General features: G+C 40.2%; 12 protein-coding genes and 1 tRNA gene. 9 read left to right on the top strand and 4 right to left on the bottom strand.

The genetic code is table 11. The features are described from left to right. The first annotated feature begins 46 nt into the window (after nucleotides 1-46). Nucleotides 47-121, top strand: a tRNA-Val gene (locus ACOQO5_RS02905). A gap of 332 nt (nucleotides 122-453) precedes the next feature. Here ACOQO5_RS02905 and ACOQO5_RS02900 read toward each other — a convergent pair. After that, nucleotides 454-1,998: a hypothetical protein gene (locus ACOQO5_RS02900; RefSeq protein ID WP_420580176.1), complete on the bottom strand. Its 1,545-nt coding sequence runs from the start codon at nucleotides 1,996-1,998 to the stop codon at nucleotides 454-456. Between the two features lie 209 nt (nucleotides 1,999-2,207). Between ACOQO5_RS02900 and gltB the strand changes: the two genes are divergently transcribed. The 7 genes from gltB (at nucleotide 2,208) to ACOQO5_RS02865 (ending at nucleotide 13,507) form a co-directional block, all read left to right on the top strand. Then, entirely contained in the window at nucleotides 2,208-6,695 is a 4,488-nt protein-coding gene (gene gltB, locus ACOQO5_RS02895) for a glutamate synthase large subunit (RefSeq protein ID WP_420580175.1), read from the top strand. 1 nt (nucleotide 6,696) lies between these two features. After that, entirely contained in the window at nucleotides 6,697-8,112 is a 1,416-nt protein-coding gene (locus ACOQO5_RS02890; protein WP_420580174.1) for a glutamate synthase subunit beta, read from the top strand. Between the two features lie 237 nt (nucleotides 8,113-8,349). Beyond that, nucleotides 8,350-9,729: a PKD domain-containing protein gene (locus tag ACOQO5_RS02885; protein WP_420580173.1), complete on the top strand. Its 1,380-nt coding sequence runs from the start codon at nucleotides 8,350-8,352 to the stop codon at nucleotides 9,727-9,729. Between the two features lie 147 nt (nucleotides 9,730-9,876). Next, nucleotides 9,877-10,263 carry a DoxX family membrane protein gene (locus ACOQO5_RS02880; RefSeq protein ID WP_420580172.1) on the top strand — a complete coding sequence of 129 codons (387 nt, stop codon included), beginning with the start codon at nucleotides 9,877-9,879 and terminating at the stop codon, nucleotides 10,261-10,263. Further along, nucleotides 10,260-10,748, top strand: coding sequence for a MepB family protein (locus tag ACOQO5_RS02875; RefSeq protein ID WP_420580171.1), 489 nt, complete (start codon nucleotides 10,260-10,262; stop codon nucleotides 10,746-10,748). The genes ACOQO5_RS02880 and ACOQO5_RS02875 overlap by 4 nt, the downstream gene beginning before the upstream one ends. A 36-nt stretch (nucleotides 10,749-10,784) precedes the next feature. Continuing rightward, entirely contained in the window at nucleotides 10,785-12,311 is a 1,527-nt protein-coding gene (locus tag ACOQO5_RS02870) for a hypothetical protein (RefSeq protein WP_420580170.1), read from the top strand. 101 nt (nucleotides 12,312-12,412) lie between these two features. Beyond that, nucleotides 12,413-13,507: an alpha/beta hydrolase-fold protein gene (locus ACOQO5_RS02865; protein ID WP_420580169.1), complete on the top strand. Its 1,095-nt coding sequence runs from the start codon at nucleotides 12,413-12,415 to the stop codon at nucleotides 13,505-13,507. Between the two features lie 54 nt (nucleotides 13,508-13,561). Here ACOQO5_RS02865 and ACOQO5_RS02860 read toward each other — a convergent pair whose 3' ends face one another. Next, the gene (locus tag ACOQO5_RS02860; RefSeq protein ID WP_420580168.1) at nucleotides 13,562-14,701 is read right to left on the bottom strand and encodes a trans-sulfuration enzyme family protein; all 1,140 of its coding nucleotides are present in this window, start codon (nucleotides 14,699-14,701) and stop codon (nucleotides 13,562-13,564) included. 154 nt (nucleotides 14,702-14,855) lie between these two features. Between ACOQO5_RS02860 and ACOQO5_RS02855 the strand changes: the two genes are divergently transcribed. Further along, the gene (locus ACOQO5_RS02855) at nucleotides 14,856-15,527 is read left to right on the top strand and encodes a TVP38/TMEM64 family protein (protein WP_420580167.1); all 672 of its coding nucleotides are present in this window, start codon (nucleotides 14,856-14,858) and stop codon (nucleotides 15,525-15,527) included. Here ACOQO5_RS02855 and ACOQO5_RS02850 read toward each other — a convergent pair. Beyond that, nucleotides 15,517-17,121 carry a mechanosensitive ion channel family protein gene (locus tag ACOQO5_RS02850; RefSeq protein ID WP_420580166.1) on the bottom strand — a complete coding sequence of 535 codons (1,605 nt, stop codon included), beginning with the start codon at nucleotides 17,119-17,121 and terminating at the stop codon, nucleotides 15,517-15,519. The genes ACOQO5_RS02855 and ACOQO5_RS02850 overlap by 11 nt on opposite strands. Before the next feature lie 24 nt (nucleotides 17,122-17,145). Continuing rightward, on the bottom strand, nucleotides 17,146-18,024 hold the full coding sequence (locus ACOQO5_RS02845) for an alpha/beta hydrolase-fold protein (RefSeq protein ID WP_420580165.1): 879 nt from the start codon (nucleotides 18,022-18,024) through the stop codon (nucleotides 17,146-17,148). Between the last annotated feature and the right edge of the window lie 217 nt (nucleotides 18,025-18,241).

Genomic DNA, 18,241 nt, shown 5'->3' with positions numbered 1-18,241 from the left:
ATTTGGTAATATAAAATCATAATCTATTTTTGCACACCCAAATAAAGGGCGCTTAGCTCAGCTGGTTCAGAGCACCTCGTTTACACCGAGGGGGTCGGGGGTTCGAATCCCTCAGCGCCCACAACCGAAAGCCGCATATCAAACGATATGCGGCTTTTATTTTTTTCGGAAAGTTGTACTCGTATGCACTTGAGGAAAAAAATAAAAGACCTAGTGAGCGGAGCGCGTGAGGCTTGAGGATTGATCACACATTTTAGCTTTTGGGATCATAAAATAATCCCTCAGCGCCCACTACTTAAAAAGCCATTTCGATTGTTCGAAATGGCTTTTTGCTTTTAGAACTCAGTGGTCTGACGAATTCCAAAACAACAAAGCTGAAAGGGACTCCAATCGGCCGGATCATATGCTAATAAATCAGGTATTCCAATTCGTCTGACCACTTGACTTATTATTTTAATGCTTACTCTCGGCCAATTCCTTTACTACTTCATGAAATGGGCGGCTCGTAATTTTACTTTCTAGCCAACTCATGATGTCGAAGTACAACAAAGGCTTGGCTTCAAATTTATCTTCAAGTAATCCTTGCAGACTTGTTCTCAATGTGATCAACTCTCCTTTCAGGTCCAACGGCATAATATCCTCAGTCTTTTTCAAGAACTGCAATATGATATGATGGAATTGGCCAAGAATATTGCGCTGGCGCAAATAGACAAAGGCACGATTTCTCATGGTTTTCAGGTTTTCCAAATCTCGCATATCGTAGAGTACAATCAGATAGAGGATGTAGGCAAAGCTCTTCAGGTCCTCACGCAGCTGGTCATTTTTATTATCTATGACCCGGTCTAGATAGGCCAGACTCTTTTCATACTTGCCTAGTCCGAAGTAAAGAATAGCCGCTTTATAGAATACCACCAACTGGTTGTTGCTATCTACATATTCTAGAGACTCCTCTAGTTTGCCTAGATATCGTTCGAGCTTTGGTCCATACTGCTTGAAATCTCCTTCGAGAAAACACTTGTTCAATGTTTGTATGGTCAGGCATCTCACTAATAACTGTTTACTATTGCCATCAATGGCTTTGGCATAGAGCTTTTCAAACTCAAGCAACTCTTCATAATAGATGCTGAATCTGTCCACATCATTAATTCGGAAAAGTGACTGCAATAGTCGGTTTAGACCTCTCAAAAATTCTGCATGACGTAGATGAGTGAGATTGCTTTCTTTAAATATGCTTACCCAAATCTCCGTGTATTTCACACACGAAGTAAAATCTTGAGTCAGATATGAAAACCAATAATAGGCCCGGCACATGTTGTACTGCTCACTAAAGGACAAATGGGTCTTATCATGCTCTGGAAGATTTCCATAAAAGATCTTATTGATTTTTTCTAATTCATCTTCATTTCGAGCCATACCGCTTCTTAGGAAGTGTGCCTTCATGCGAAGCGCCAAGGAGAAGAAGGCCTGAGCTACATTGATCTTGCGCAAGAGACTCTTAGTGTCTTTGTCGAGCTTCAGGCAAGTTGTTTGATCCAGGGAGAGCATCTGCTGATTCTCAATATTCTTTTCGTAATTGAGCAAAGCCAGTTTGAAAATGTTCTTCTTATAGTTATTCGCAGTGGCTTTGGTTTTCTGAAGCATTTTCATACTCTGCTCATACAGCCCCTTTTTGAAAAGCAGTCGGACATAATCCAGATTCTCACGTAGCATGATGTCTACATCAGTTTTGATCTGACTCTGGCGTAGCACCATCAGTACCTGCTTAAAAAGGTGCGACTTCATATTTGCCAATTGTGATCGTTTGAGGTCTGGCATTTTCTTGAAGATTTGATCTTCGTCGTAGGCCTCCATCCCCTCAAGGATATCGAACAATTTTACAAATTTGGCTTCTGCGGGGTCGCTTACTTTGCCTGCGTATAATTTGAAACTTCGCTTCTCCGATTTGGTCAAAGCATGGATCAATTGAAAAAGTGGCTGTGCGTGTGAAGTTTTGGCCATTGTATTTTCTAAGTATGTAAAAGTTTGACAATCAATTCATTATACATTATTGGGTTAATGTTGAACTTCATATCATTTCTGGATACTTAGTTTTTGCAATATATAAAAAATTTAGTTTTACTCCTCAATATCGGAAAACCTCTTGTTAGCAACCCAAGCAACAATTTCCCCAAAATGAAAGAGGTTCTCCTAGTAAGCATTTGATCTATATGGAAAATTACCAGAAAACAACGGGATTATACTCTCCGGACTTTGAGCGCGACTCTTGTGGGATTGGATTTATCGCTCAGATAAAAAACCAGCCTTCTCACCAAATTGTGCAGGACGGATTGACCATGCTCGAAAAAATGGAGCATCGAGGTGGCGTAGCAGCAGATGGAGAAACTGGAGATGGAGCGGGCGTGTTGACCCAACTTCCTTACGACTTCTTCAATGAAGTAGCCAAAGAAAATAAAATTAACTTACCTGCTAAAGGTAAATATGGTGTAGGAACTTTGTTTGTTCCTAAAGGCCATGACAAGAAAGGAATCTTAGAAATCGTTGAGGAATCAATTGAAGCCTTGAGTTTTGATAAAATCTGGCTCAGAAGAGTGCCAGTTGATTCTAAAAAGATTGGAAGAATTGCCAAGCAATCAGAGCCATCTATTTACCACCTATTTGTAAAGAAAGGTGAGTATGAAGGCAAAGAGCTGAACAGAAAATTGTATGTACTAAGAAAGTACATCGAACACAAAGTAAGAGAGGTCTATCCAGTGTCTGACTTTTATATTGCCTCTTTTTCATGTTCTACCATCACTTACAAAGGCGAGTTGAGAACCTGGCAAGTGAACCAGTACTACCTGGATTTGAATGATGAGAGATACACCTCGGCTACAGCGATGGTTCACTCAAGATTCTCCACAAACACCTTCCCAGAGTGGAGATTGGCGCAGCCATTCCGATTCCTCGCTCACAATGGAGAGATCAATACCATTAAAGGTAATATCAACAAAATGGTGTCCAGAGAAGCATTATTAGCTTCAACAGATTTTACCGAAGAAGAAATAGCCGTATTAACTCCAATCTGTAACATGCAGTTCTCTGATTCAGCCAACTTGGATGGAATCTTAGAATTGTTGATTATGGGAGGAAGAAGCCTGCAACATACCATGGCTATGTTAGTGCCAGAAGCGTGGCAGGAAGAAACGGACATTAGCCCAGAAAAAAGAGCTTTCTATGAATTCCACTCTACTATATTCGAGCCCTGGGATGGACCAGCTTCTTTGGTTTATACAGATGGATACACGATTGGGGCTAGTTTGGATAGAAATGGGTTGAGACCTTCGCGTATTATTGCTACTAAAGATGATCGTCTAATCTTGAGTTCAGAAGTAGGGGCAGTAGAAATAGCTCCAGAACTCATCAAGAAAAACGAAAGACTCGGGCCAGGTCAAATGATCATGGTGGATCTTACAACTTCCACCATTTCATTCAATAAAGAGATTAAGAGCAAGCTAGCCAATGACCAGCCCTATCAAAAGTGGGTTGAAGAGAACCTCATTCACTTATCTGATTTCATCAAAGACAAGCCGTTAGATCAATCAATTCAGGCAGACGACTTGCTGCAAAAGCAAATTGCCAACGGTTTCACACAAGAGGATATCAAGTTCATCTTGGAGCCTATGATGAAGAATGGTACAGAGCCATTGGGTTCTATGGGTAACGATACGGCATTGGCTGTGTTTAGAGAAAACCCTACGCACCTTGCACAATATGTAAAGCAAATATTTGCGCAGGTAAGTAACCCACCGATTGACCCAATCAGAGAGCGTTCTGTGATGTCATTGATTAACTATCTGGGCAACAGTGAAAATGTTTTAGAACACAAAGCAGAGCATGCGCAAAAGATTAGAATAGAAAATCCATTGCTATCTGCTCATGAATTTGAGTTCATCAGAAATGTAAAGTTTAGCGGATTTGCATCAGAGGTGGTAGATGCTACCTACGATCCAAAAGACAATGATCTACAAGCAGCTTTAAAAGAGTTGGCCAAAAAAGCCGCAAAAGCAGTGGAAGGTGGCGCCAACATTCTTATCCTTTCCAACAAAGAAGTATCTGTTGATCGCGTTCGAATTCCAAGTTTATTGGCTACGGGAGCTGTTCACCAGTATTTACTAAAGAAAAAACTAAGAGCGAAGACTAGCTTAGTCATAGAAGGCGGAGATGTGGTAGAGACACACCACATTGCTACGCTTGTCGGTTTTGGAGCTACGGCAGTATACCCATACCTGACTGTGGAGACAATTCTTCACCAAGGCGCTTCATTGAGCCAATCAGGCAATGAGCTATTCGAGCAATACAGAAAATCAATAGGCTACGGATTGAGAAAGATTCTTTCTAAAATGGGAATCTCAACCATTCAGTCTTACGAATCGGCTCAGATTTTTGAGATCATCGGTTTGGACCTTGAGGTAACTGATCTATGTTTCCGAGGAACACCTTCTAGAATATCTGGCAAAGGATTCGAGCAAATCGAAAAAGAGATTTTAGAGAATCACAAGGCAGCATTCATTCCTGCCAATGAAAAAGCTGATTTAGAAACTGGTGGATTATACCAATGGAAAAGAGATGGTGTGCGCCATTTGTTTACTCCAGAGGTGATTCACTCACTGCAAAAGTCTACCAGAAGTGGCAACTATGAGTTGTTCAAAACTTACAGTCAAGCCATCAACGATCAGGCAGAAAAGAACATTACACTTCGTAGTATGTTCGAATTCAATGGTAAAAAGTCTATTCCATTGGATGAGGTAGAGCCTGCTTCTGAGATCATGAAAAGATTCGCCACAGGTGCGATGTCTTTTGGATCTATTTCTGAGGAGGCGCATACTACTATTGCGAAAGCGATGAACTTGATAGGAGGTAAATCCAACAGTGGTGAGGGCGGCGAAGATGCTATCAGGTACTCGCCGAACCCAGATGGTACTTTGTCGAGATCAGCGATCAAGCAGGTAGCATCAGGTAGGTTTGGCGTAACAGCACACTACTTAGTGAACGCAGACGAAATTCAAATAAAAATAGCGCAAGGAGCAAAGCCAGGAGAAGGCGGTCAGTTACCCGGGAAAAAGGTTGATGAAACCATTGGTCGAATCAGACACTCCACACCAGGTGTGTCACTGATCTCTCCTCCTCCTCACCATGATATTTATTCGATTGAGGATTTGGCGCAATTGATTTATGACTTGAAAAACACCAACGAGAAAGCGGATATCAATGTAAAATTGGTAGCCGAGGCTGGTGTGGGTACGATTGCAGCCGGTGTAGCCAAGGCCAAGGCTGACAATATCCTGATTGCTGGTCATGATGGAGGTACAGGGGCATCGCCAATTAGCTCTGTGCATCATGCGGGTATCCCCTGGGAAATAGGCCTGGCAGAAACGCACCAAACGCTTGAAAAAAACGACCTAAGAAAGAAGGTGAAACTTCAGGCAGACGGTCAGATGCGTACGGGTAGAGATTTGGCCATAGCGGCAATTTTAGGTGCCGAAGAATGGGGCGTATCTACGGCAGTGCTGGTAGTAGAAGGCTGTATCATGATGAGAAAATGTCACCTCAATACTTGTCCGGTAGGTGTAGCTACTCAGAATCCTGAATTGAGAAAACTATTCTCTGGCAAAGTCGAGCATATTGTCAACTTCTTCAACTTTCTGGCTGAAGAGCTTAGAGAAATCATGGCTGAGCTAGGTGTGAAAACCGTAGCAGAGCTTGTAGGCAGAACTGACCTTTTGACTTTCGATAGAAAGAAAGCTAAGAATCACGCTGGAAACATCGATTTAGAAGCTTTGCTTCAAAATCCATTCAAACCAAAAGATCACTTGTCATGCAAGCTTGAAAATCAAGATCACGAATTGACGCAAGTCTTGGACAGAACCTTGATTGAAGAAGCACAGCCAGCATTAGGCAAGAAGGAAAAAGTAAGAATAGACGTTCCAATCAATAGCCAAAACAGAACTGTGGGTGCTATGCTTTCTGGAGAATTGGCACAAGCTCATGGACCAGTAGGATTGGATAGAAACACCATCAAAGTGAAATTCACTGGGTCAGCAGGACAGAGTTTTGCAGCATTCTTGGCCAAAGGAATCACTTTTAATCTCGAAGGAGAAGCCAATGACTATGTAGGCAAAGGCCTGTCTGGCGGAAAAGTAGTTTGTTATCCACATACTAAATCTGACATCGTACCAGAGGACAATATCCTGGTAGGTAATGTTTGTCTGTATGGAGCCACATCTGGTGAACTTTATGTAAATGGAAAGGCAGGAGAAAGGTTCGCAGTAAGAAACTCGGGGGCTCAAGCGGTCACGGAAGGACTTGGTGATCACGGTTGTGAATATATGACTGGTGGACGAGTGATTGTACTTGGAGAAACAGGAAAAAACTTCGCTGCAGGTATGAGTGGAGGTATTGCTTACATCTACGTGGAAGACTTCGATTTTGCTTCGAAATGCAACATGGAGCTGGTAGAACTGGAATCTCCAAGTGCCGAAGATTTTGAGTATATCCAAAATCAGATCAACAAACATTCGAGATATACGAAGAGTAATAAAGCATTCAATATCCTGGATCAGTGGGAGACTGCTAAAAACAAGTTTGTGAAGGTGATACCAACCGAGTACAAGCAGATATTGGAAAAGAAAAAGTTAGAACAAGAAAAGATCGCATAATATGGGACAGGTAGATGGATTTTTGACTTATAAAAGACACAGCCTCCAATATGAGGAAGTGGAAAAAAGAACGAAGCATTACAAAGAATTTGTAAAGCCTGTTTCAGCAGAAGAGACCAATGAGCAAGCTGCTCGATGTATGGATTGCGGGATTCCGTTTTGCCACAGTGGTTGTCCACTGGGTAATAAGATTCCAGATTTCAATGATGCGGTCTATAGAAATGAGTTCAAAGAAGCTTGGGGTATTCTCAAAAGCACCAACAACTTCCCTGAATTCACCGGAAGAATTTGTCCGGCACCTTGCGAAGGCTCTTGTGTATTGGGTCTCAACAACGACCCGGTGAGCATTGAGCATATCGAAAAGACAATTGCTGAAGAAGCATTTGCTCAGGGGTGGGAGACCTCGCACAATGTGGCCATTAAATCTGGTAAGTCTGTAGCTGTGATTGGTTCTGGACCAGCTGGATTGGCTGCCGCTGATCAGCTATGCAAGCAAGGACATGACGTAACCGTATTCGAAAGAGACACGCAACCAGGCGGATTGTTGAGATTCGGAATTCCTGATTTCAAATTGGAAAAGACTGTCGTCGAAAGGCGAGTGAATTTGATGAAGGAATCAGGAGTAAAGTTTGAATGTGGAGTAGAAATTGGCAAAGACATCACTGCCAAAGAAATCGAAACTAAATTCGACGCTATTGCCATTTGTACAGGTAGTACAGTAGCGAGAGACTTGCCTATATCAGGTCGAGAGTTGAATGGAATTCACCTAGCGATGAAATTCTTGAAGAACTCAAATAAGGTGGTTTCTGGTGAAGATGTAGAAATTGTAGCTGAAATGAACGCCAAAGGCAAGAATGTCATTGTGATCGGAGGAGGGGATACTGGATCCGACTGCGTGGGTACTTCTATCCGTCAAGGGGCTGAAAGTGTAACTCAGATCGAACTGCTGGACAAACCTTCTGAAGGCCGAGCAGAGTCTAACCCTTGGCCTGAATGGCCAATGATTTTGAGGACTTCTACTTCTCAAAAAGAAGGTTGTGAAAGAAATTGGTCTGTGTTGACCAAAGAGTTTATTGGAGACGATAAAGGACAAGTGACAGGTCTGCGAGTAGTAGACGTAGAATGGACGGACAAAGCTGCCTTCAAATTCGAAGAAGTGGAAGGGTCGGAAAGAGTATTGCCATGTGAGCGTGCTTATTTGGCCATCGGATTTATGCATCCACAAAAAGAAGGATTGCTAGAAGAGCTAGGCATCGAAACTAATGAGCGAGGCAACATTCAAGACGAAATGTATCGCACAAATAAAGAAAATGTTTTTGCAGCCGGCGATTGTCGCAGAGGTCAGTCCCTTGTGGTTTGGGCCATCAGTGAAGGTCGTAAGGCAGCGTATTCAGTCAACAAGTTCTTAACCAAATAAAATGGTAAATCTAAAGAGTATGCTAAGTAGTTTTCTCATATAGAAGTTGGTAAGGGCTTCAACCTAGTCGGAAGTCATTTGTTGGATAAAACCTCGGTACCAGTGGTTTGGGTATCGGGGTTTTTTTGTTTAAATCAATGAGCGGACCAGAACAAACAAAAAAATCACTATGTCACAATATATTTTAATTAATAGTATATTTTTGAAAATCATATCAATAATAACTTAAAATATAATATGTTTAACAAAGCCTTAACCTTCAATTTTGTCACCCGAATATTAACTCAATTCGCCCTTGTTCTTGTTCTCCTTGCTTGTCAAGAGGATGACGGTGAAAACCTTACAGCCTGCTTTACAACAAACACAAGCTCGGCTAAAGTAGGAGAAGAGATTCAGTTTACAAATTGCTCAGTAGGAGCGGATAACTACCAATATAATTTTGCAAACGGTTCCCCTAGCACTAGCACTGAAGAAAACCCTAAGTGCTCCTTCCGTTCTGGAGGTGAATATACTGTTACACTCACAGTCACATCAGAAAATGGGGCTGGGGCAACAGATGTCCAGAAAATTATTGTCGAAGACCCAAAGTATAAAATTTTAGATAGGAGTTGGTTCGGGACAGAAGCCTTAAATTTTGAAAAAATAGATGGAAAATATTTTTACACCCTTCAATATTCTACTGGCAGTCTCTTTTTAGAAATAAACTCTCTTAATTCAAAATTTGAAAATGACCAAAAAACCATACTCCCAGTAGATAACCATACTAATGTTACCTACATGAGTAGACTTGAAAATGGAAACTACAAAGTCTATGCAGTAAATACTAGGTCGAACAATACAATCGAATATCTCCTTGATTCGGAGCTTAAACTCCTTGAAGATTCTGAGAGAGCAGGAGTATGGTTGGGCAAATTGAGTTATAACGGTAACAACTTGTTTTATGGGGCTATAAGAAAGGAAGGCGTTTTTGTTCCGACAATTCAGATAAGATCTTTAAATGATGTGGTTCTGGAAGAAAAGGAATACGAAATTTTCCCAGATGGTATATTTGGGTCAATGATTGAATCAAACAATAAGATTTATTCAATCGGAATGAAGCAAATTGAGGAAAGCAATGACATCACGCTTGTTCCAGTGTTTCTTCAATTAGATGATGACCTCGATATTAAATTAAAAGAAGACCTTCTTGAAAATGTTGAGGAAGTAAGTTCTCAGTGGTCTCAGTATGCGCTGCCTACCCGTTATAAAATTCGCCCACTGGACAATGGAGCTTTTATGCTGAACGCGAGAAATGTTGGGGGTATAATTGATGGCTCGGGAAAGTCATTTACTGAAATTGCTGATACTTCCTGGAGTAATTTCATTGAGGTTCCTGGAGGATTTGTTCTACTTAGTTCAACAGATATTTACTTTCATGATAATTCGGGTGCACAATTAAAAAGTTTTTATGCTCCAAACCAAAACATTGTAGGTTTCTTGTCCCTTGATAATAATCTAGTTTATTTGGGAGTAGACTTAGATTGCAGGCTTACGGAAGAAGATTGTGATGAAACGATGTATAGAGCCTTTTTAGCAGCGGTGTCTCAAAATTTAGTTTCTGTGGGTATAAATGATTGAAACGCTTGTAATAGTAGAAATGACTTAGGAGCGAATATGACCTTCAACCCCAGTGCCAGTGGTTTAGGTATTGGGGTTTTTTTGTCTATAGTAGTGTAATGATGTGATTCGCTTGTTTTGTTATCTTTCACCCTATAGATTACGAACATGAAATCATTTCCCTTCCTAATTACATCACAATATTTAAATGTAATTCGTATTGCCGTCAGCCTGATGCTCATGGCACATGGTGGCATCCGGCTTTATGCTGGAACAGTTGGAGGGTTTGGAGAGTTTTTGAATGCAAAAGGATTTTTCCTAGGTACCGCCATAGCATGGAGTATAACAGTATTTGAACTATTAGGAGGAGCCTTATTAGCACTTGGTTACTTTCATAGAGTGATTTGCATTGGGTTTATAGCAATTCTTATTGCTGGTATTCTTCTTGTTCATATCAATAATGGCTGGTTTGTTGTCGGTTATAGTTCTGGTGGAGCAGAGTACAGCGTCTTGCTCATTTTGTGCCTATTATTAATAGCTTCGACTGACGAATGAGCCATTTACTTTCCCTACTCAGAACAAATTGGTTCGACGCTTTTGAACTAAAAATTTCTTCCTTTATTCAGGAGGCTGAAAGCCAGGAGTATGGTGCCTGTCGGTTTGAAATTAATGGTAAAAAAGTTATCAGTCGAAACGCCAAGGTCACCCCAAAAAAGATAGGGCAATTTGTAACGGTTTGGAAGAGATCAGCCGAAGGGATTACAATACCCTTCGAAGCTTTTGATGACTTCGATCTGTTGATTATTAATGTTAAACATGACGATCAACTAGGGCAATTCATCTTTCCGAAATCAGTGCTAATTGAGAAGGGAATTATAACTTCTGACAAGAAAGAAGGCAAAAGAGGTTTTCGTGTTTATCCCCCTTGGGATCAGCCAATCAGCAAGCAAGCCACTACAAGTCAGAAGTGGCAGCTGGTGCACTTTCTTAATCCAGAAGACGCACCACGGGTAATACAGAAAGCCTATCAAATTAATTGATCATATTTTACTATTTTTAGAGACGAGTAATTATTTATGAAAATCTTTTGCCTAATCGTATTTATTGTTTTCCTAACCTTTCATGAGGGCTTTGGTGAGCGTCTTACAATAGAGGATGAAGCAATCATAAACATCTTCCTAAATACGGCAGAGGATTCAAACAACAAGTATTCGGTAGCCTATTACGATTCTATTCTAAGTGTTAATAAAAAACCTCAAGATATATTTTTTAGTCATTTGGCTAAATCCCTTCGGCTTTCGATCAGTGACATTCCGACAGCAACTCAAGAACTGATAGGCGCTAAGACTTGGTTTTCAAAAGAAGAAAGTCTGAAGAAATACAAGCACTATTTGGAACTCGCTGAAGCCAACCTTTATCAATATTTGGGTAAAAATGGCAAGGCTGATTTATTGACTCATCAATCCATCGAAAAATTTGAAGAAAATCAAAATGATGCTATGGCATTGATCTCTAGAATGTACAAGGTTCGAAATTATATATCATGGGGTCAATATGAAAAGGGGTTTGATGAAATGGAATACTTGTTTAGCGCTATAAATCCTAATGTCTTTAAAGAGAAACATCAATTCGAAAAGTTTGAAATGACACTTTGGAATCATAAGGCTACACTGTGGACTACTATTTCAAATTTGCATCGAGATAGCATAGCTTCCGCCCTGAAAGTTTTGCAGCACGTCATAAACCTAGCTAAAGAAAAAAGAGATGAACATGCCTACTACAATACCACAGGAAATCTTTCCTATCTGTATTATCTCAACCAAGAATATCAAAAGATGATTCCTCTCGCGTTGGAGGACTTATCCTATTCGATCGAAAAAAATAGTGTCGAGAGTGTAGGAGGATTGCATACTGTATTGGCGGACTCCTATTTACAGTTAGGCATGAAGGACAGTGCATCCTATCATATCAAAAAAGCGGAACATTATTCGAAATATTTAAAGAACAAGTACATCCACCAAATTTTCATTGATGTGGCGCAGAGATATTATGCGTCTACTGGAAATTTAGAGGCTGCATTCGAATCATTAAATGAGCAGTATGAGGCCATTAATGAAATTCATAAGTCTATTGCACAGATCAATTTTGATTTGTCTAAAGCAGAAAATGATTTGTCACAGGCAGAAGAACGAATTCAACTGTTGGACTCCAAAAACCGTCAAAACATCATTATCAATTGGCTACTTGGATTGTTGCTTTTAAGTATTGGCTTACTCGCATTCAATTTTTATCGACTCCATCGTACCCAAAAGAAGTTCAGAGACAAATTGGAGCAAATGAATCACAGTCTGGAAAGTGAGATCGAAAGAAGGACCAAAAAGGTAGTCGAGCAAAGTGAAAAAATAAAAGCAGCAGCTTATCACAACTCACATCGAACCCGAGCCCCAGTAGCCAGATTGCTAGGTTTAGTGGATATACTAAATACTGAAATTCCATCTGAACGAGAAGAAATAGCAGAATTCATACGACAGTCAGCCAGAGAGATTGATGAAGTAATCATCGATATGAATGAGGTGCTTTCTGACCGCGGTGGCAAATACTAAAATTAAGTGTTTTGGTCTGAGCAGTTGTCTATCTATCAGTAAGTGGTTGTTGGAACAATTTTGACTAATTAGATTAGTTCTCATAATTAATCACCCATATTATGAAGCTGCTATTTTCATTAATCACTTTTTCCTGTTGTTCCCTAGCTGGTTTGGGGCAAACCACACATTTGATCCAGTCCAAGGCATTGGCTGAGGATAGACAGATCAATATTCAGCTTCCGAAGGGGTATAGTGAAACTTCAGATAGCTATGGGGTGCTTTATGTGTTAGACGGGGAGTATGCTTATGATTACGCAGTAGGAGCTGTGAGTTTTTTATCTAATGCTTTTGGATATATACCTCCACTTATTGTTGTAGGCATACCAAATATCGATAGACTACGAGACATGCACATTACTCGAGATGGAAAAGGTAGCTATCAGAATTTTTTAGGGTTTATTGAATCAGAATTGAAACCCTTCATTGATTCTGTTTATAGAACCAATGGATTTGATCTCTTATATGGCTGGTCTTCGGCATCCAATATTAATTTTCAATTTTTGGCAAATAAACCGGATCTTTTCGATGCGCACATCCAGTCAGGAACGGGTGTCGGTTCAAAAACAGCAGCATTTTTATCCAGAGAATTGGGCAAGCACAATTATAAAAACCGCTACCTCTATGCTGGAACGGAAGGCTCAGGGCCTAGAGGGGTAGGTCTTAAAAAATATGAGCATCTTGTGGATAGCCTAAGTCCCAAAAGTTTGAAATGGAAATTTGAATTGATGCCTTTCTCCTCTCATGTGGATGTACTTGGTGAGGGAATATATCGGGGGTTAAAATTTGTGTTCAATGATTTTTATATCCCTGATTCTGTTGTGTTGAAAGGTGTCGAAGACATCAAAGGTTATTACGCTTCCTTAGACAATGCCTATGATTTTCAGGTGAAAATTCCAGTTGGAGCGATTGGAGAATCGGCTGGCATTTTATTTCCAAGCAAACCAGAAGAAGCAATAAAGCTTCTGAAGTATGGGCTTACCATACATCCTGGTTCAGCAGATCTGCATGGATCTTTGGGAGAGGTTTATGAATATCTCGATCAAAAGGAGCTAGCTGCTAAATTTTATAATCTGGCATATGAAAAATCCATTCCCGAAAGTGCAATAGCGATGAAATATCAATACTTGTCTCGCAAATTTGAGGATCAGAAATAAAAAAAAGCCTGAAAACGATATGTTATCAGGCTTAGATTCTTTTAAAAATTGCTTTTAAACAAGTGCTTTTTCTAAGTCAGCAATCAAATCTTCTACATCTTCGATCCCAACACTAAGTCTGATTAGTGAATCTTTAAGCCCAGCTTTGATTCGCTCTTCCCTTGGAATAGCAGCATGTGTCATACTTGCAGGGTGACCACAAAGTGATTCTACTCCTCCTAGAGATTCGGCTAAAGCAAAAAGTTTAAGTTTTTCCATCACTTTAATGGCATCATCGATTTTATCATTTTTTAAGACGAAAGAAATCATGCCCCCAAAATCTCGCATTTGTTTTTTAGCAATGTCGTGATTCTTGTGCTCCTCAAATCCAGGCCAATAAACCTCACCTACTTTTGGATGCGATTTGAGAAAGTGAGCTACGCGTCTTCCATTTTCGCAGTGACGTTGCATTCTGATATGCAAAGTTTTTATTCCTCGTAAAGCTAAGAAACAATCTTGTGGGCCGGTAACCGCTCCACTTGAGTTTTGAATGAAAGCTAATTTTTCTTTGAGCACATCATGATTAGTCATCAAACAACCCATTACTACGTCTGAGTGACCGGCCAAATATTTGGTTACAGAATGCAAAACTACATCAGCACCCAGATCCAATGGGTTTTGTAAATATGGAGTGGCAAATGTATTGTCAACACAAAACATGGCTCCAAATTTTTTACATACACCAGAAAGCCCTTTGATATCGATAATGTTCATCATTGGGTTCGATGGAGTTTCAGCCCAGACCATTTTGATTTTATTTGAGAAGTGTTCTGAAATTCTATTCAGATCTCTCATATCGATGAACTTGAACTTGATTCCAAAATCCTGATAGATCTTAGTAAAAATCCTATAGGTCCCACCGTACAGATCATTAGAAGCCAAAACTTCATCTCCTGGCTTCAATAATTTCAAAATAGCATCAGTTGCAGCCAAGCCAGACGCAAAACAAAGTCCATGTTGTGCATTTTCTAGTGCTGCCAGATTATTCTGAAGGGCGTCTCTTGTTGGGTTTTGGGTTCTTGAGTATTCATAACCTTTGTGCTGACCAGGTGACGGTTGCACATAGGTAGAAGTTTGATAGATCGGAGTCATAATGGCTCCTGTACTTGGATCCGGCTCTACTCCGGCATGAATGGCCTTGGTACCAAATTTCATAATTTCTTATTTTAATGCAGTGATGCTTTGTTAGGAAAGCAAGTAACTTCGCTTTGCTCCACTTTAATTTAAGTAATTCTCTTGTGATTTTGAGCGACAAATGTAATCAATATCACATATTCGCCATGTTTTTTTGATTAGACTATTTTCATACTTGAATAACCATAGAAATTCTTCATTTTTCAATAATAGAACTGGCATATTTTTGCTGATGGCTTGGATGACTCTGATGCCATGGTTTTCTACCTTAACGCTCTCTTTTTTAGCACTTCAATACGAAGAATTGATTAGATCTTTTACTTCTCTTCAGTGGATGTGTTTCTTTAGCATGAGTGTGATGAGCATGGGACTGGCCATTACACCTACCACTTTTATTTCTTTAGTGTGCGGTTATTTTTTAAGCTATTATGCAATTGTTCCAGTAATCTTGAGTTATCAGTTGGCTTCATTGGTTGGGTATGGCTTAGCACAAAAAATGGATAATCATACGCTGGTCTGGGTAGAGCAAAAATTCCCAAAGTCGGCTCCTATATTTTCCAATGTTGAGAGAAGGCAATGGATGACTACGTTTTTAGCACGAATCTCACCTGCACTACCCTTTGGATTGATGAATGTAGTTCTTGCGGTTTCGGGAGTCAGATTTGGGCCTTTCTTTTTAGGAGGTCTCATAGGAATGTTACCTCGTACGCTTTTCTTTATTTGGTTAGGGGCACAAGCTCCAATTCTCATAGAAGCAGTTCAAACCAATGATTACCTTGGGCTATTTGTTGTACTCAGTATAGCCGGAATATTTGGATTATTTTATATTCTAAAACCTAAGACTTGAAATACTCATCCAATTTGCTGTCAAGCATTTTTTGATCTTTAATGTATTTAGGATCGAAGAATTCATGACCTGGCATGTTTTCGACATGCAAGGTCTGAGTAGGATAAGCAAATTCGACACCCAGATGTTCGGCCAATTTCAGTACATCCAACAATACTTCCTGTCTGAATTTCAACTCTTCTGTCCATGAAGCAGCCTCAAAAAATATGTAAAACAAGATATCCAAAGAGTGGGCACCAAGGTCATTAAAGTGAATCTCGTACTTTTCATCATTGGTTTGAGGATGCTCTTTGACGATTCTATTTAGTCCTTTGACAAATGTTTCTATGAGACTAGGTGGAGTGTCATATTTGATTTGAATGGTGGTTTTAAACCTTCTCATTCGCCTCAAGCCATTGTTATCTATCGTTCGATCAGCCAATTGTCCATTGGGGACGGAGACTACCGAGTTTCTGAAAGTACGTATCCGTGTAGATCGAAACCCCACTTCTTCTACCATACCATCTATATCTCCTGAAACAATCCAGTCTCCAATTTGAAAGGGCTTGTCTACAAATATCATGAACGAACCAAAAAAATTCTTGATGGTATCCTGAGCAGCTAAGGCAAAGGCCAAGCCACCTATAGATAGACCGGTCAGCAGTGGTAGAATGGGCACATCCAGACTATCTAGTATGACCAAACCGCCGATTACAACCACACCAATCCTTAGCACTTTTCTGATAATTGGAATAAGCTGATCATCTAATGTGCTTTCAGTACTATTGACCAAACGAGTCAAGTAGACGTCAATCACGTTGGTTAATTGATAAAGCGCAATCATGCCGTATAGCGGAATCAAACCTTTCAATGCAAGTACAACATAGTAACCCACTAATCGAGGCAATTCAAGGCTTGGGTATAGGGCTCCAATAAAAAAGAAAACCATCAGCATACCGGCAGGTCTTGCGACGGGCAGTATATACCTACTCCCAATATGCCTTTGACCAATCCTATCCAGCAACCGAATAAAAATCCGCTCGAAGATGATGGAGAAGATGTATCGTACAAGAAAGCATAATGCAAATAGAAGGGCAATACCTATCCACTGCCATATTTTCAAGCCAAGGAAATAAGTACTTAGGCTTGTCTTTTCCATTTCCAACCCCATCAAATTTTTCGGATCGAATTTGAATAGTTCTTCATGAATTTGATCGATGGATTTCATAACCTCAGATTGAAATTGCCAACGTCCTCGTTTTTTTTGTAGGTAGATTTCCGGGTACCTGCTATTGATCACATAGACATGCTCATTGTGCAAAGAATCAAAATAGTCCGGATAGGTGGGTACTTTGTCAAAGAAAATAAAAATGCCGGCACCATCTAAGACCTGCTCTAGTTTCTTCACATATTTTACTTTTTCCTCAACACTCATCTTTGGACTGTTGAACAAAATGGATGCAGCCTTCAGGTTTTTAGTTTCTGGCGCAACGTTGGTTACGAAAGTATTAAGTGCTAGATAGGGTGTTTCAAGTCTACTGGTGATTGTATCATTGGGATTGGCCAATAATGACTGACAACATACGATGAAAAGACAGATGAAAATATTTCTCATAACAAACTTATTTGGAAGACAAAGTTATTTCCGTTGAGTCAAAAACCAAGTGTAGAGATCTTCGCCTGCATATACACGCTTCCACGTATCGTGTCCCATGTCCGATTCTATCGTAAACCTCCCCTCATGACCCAGTTTTTCTAGTTCATTGAGGCCGGGATAAAAGTATTGCTCCTTAATGACCAAATCTCTGCCACCAGCAAAGCACCAGATGGGCATCTTATGATCTGCCAATGATTTCATCAAGTCTTTATGCCCCCAGCCAACGACAGGACTGATGGCAGCAAAAAGTTCGGGGTGCTTGCTTCCCATATACCAGGTGCCAAATCCGCCATAACTTAGCCCAGTTAAGTAAACCCTTGCTTGATCGGTTTGATAGTTGGAAGAGACATGGTCAAGCATGTTGAGTAAGTCTTCTTCTACTTGCTCCCAGCCCATGGGAGGACCATAGTTTTTATATGGATAATTAGCATCAGATAAGCTGCCCTGCATGAGCGTATCAATTTTCCACTTGGGTTCACGAGGAGGTGTCCCGTTTTCAAGCCTTTTGGGCAATTGATCTAAGGTTCGGTCAGCTATATATTTCTTTTTCTCATCCATGCCAAACATGTGAAGCTGAGGCGCGATGATAATAAATGGCAAATCGCGCTTTTGGATCCAGGCTTCGTATAGCGGACCATGTACCAATACGAAGTCCAATTCAGACGTTCCATCTCCTCTTTCTCCATTGCCGTGCAAAAACATCATGACCGGCCATTTTTTGTTGGGGTCATCACCATAGCCTTTCGGCAAATACAAAAGGTACTCCCTGTCGGATTTATCCACTTCACTTTTGTATGGAATCCTTTTTAGACTGGCGTTGGTTTGAGCATGGAGTAATGGGGCATTGCTAATTAGGATCATCACAAGAACGATCTGGAAATATTTCGTTGAAAGCATCTGAAGAAAGAATGAAAAAGGCTAATCGTCTAAAAAAGAAAAGCTCCGAATTTCGGAGCTAAATATTAATTCAATTTAAAATGTTTATTTAGAATACTGAGGTACAAATGGCCGAATTTATCGTAACACCATTTTTTTAGAGCTTCTAGCTCCCTTCCAACTAGCCTGATTGCTTTTGCTA

This window comes from Reichenbachiella sp. (assembly GCF_965223055.1).
GTDB lineage: Bacteria > Bacteroidota > Bacteroidia > Cytophagales > Cyclobacteriaceae > Reichenbachiella.
The sequence above is the reverse complement of the archived record's forward strand: the minus strand, read 5'-3'. Positions and strand labels throughout refer to the sequence as shown.